A 653-nucleotide genomic window follows, 5' to 3' on the forward strand; every position below is an offset into this window, starting at 1 on the left:
CCCAAACCTTGCTGGCATTATAGCAGAATATTGAGAGTATTGGTTAGACATGTTAATTCCCTCGTGCCGACCGGACTGAAAATGGAAAGTCTTCGGATGCGGGTCTAAGCTCAAAGGAGACCGCCCCGGCAGTCGCACTGCAATGAGTTGTTAGGCTGTTAAATATTACCTGGGAGAGCTATCGCGTTTCATCGTAATAGGTAATAGTGCGAAATTGAGCCAAGCTTCTTGTTTCTACCTCGTCACTATCATGATCAACAGGTTGAATAGTCTCGTATCGTTTGGTCCAATTACCATGATGATCGTGTTCTAACTCTTCATATGAGTACGTACTGGTGCGAGCATCACCGTAAGCTTCTGATGGGTAGTAGATGCTCACAATTACGTTGTCATTGCGGTCATACTTTTTGACACCAATCAATGATAACTCTCCTTCGCGGTTGAGATAGGTTGACTCTTCGTAAGTTCCATCGGTATTGTACTTGAATGTACCTTTTTGATTTACCGAACCATCCACTGAATACATGATATATTGGGTTTCCCGCCCCAAATGATCATATTCAAATTCAGTCCTGAATTCTAGTTCGCCATAGCTTGAAGCTAGAAACTCGACAGGTTTTCCCTCACTGTCATATATATACGTACCATCCCGA

The 653-nt window shown here is 43.2% G+C and carries 1 protein-coding gene; it reads right to left on the bottom strand.

Annotation, left to right across the window (positions count from 1 at the left end):
* Nucleotides 1-178: 178 nt before the first annotated feature.
* Nucleotides 179-653 (bottom strand): hypothetical protein (locus GY843_RS16945; protein ID WP_297311334.1); only part of this gene is annotated, 475 nt, incomplete at its 5' end.

The organism is Neptuniibacter sp. (assembly GCF_024231755.1).
GTDB lineage: Bacteria > Pseudomonadota > Gammaproteobacteria > Pseudomonadales > Balneatricaceae > Neptuniibacter.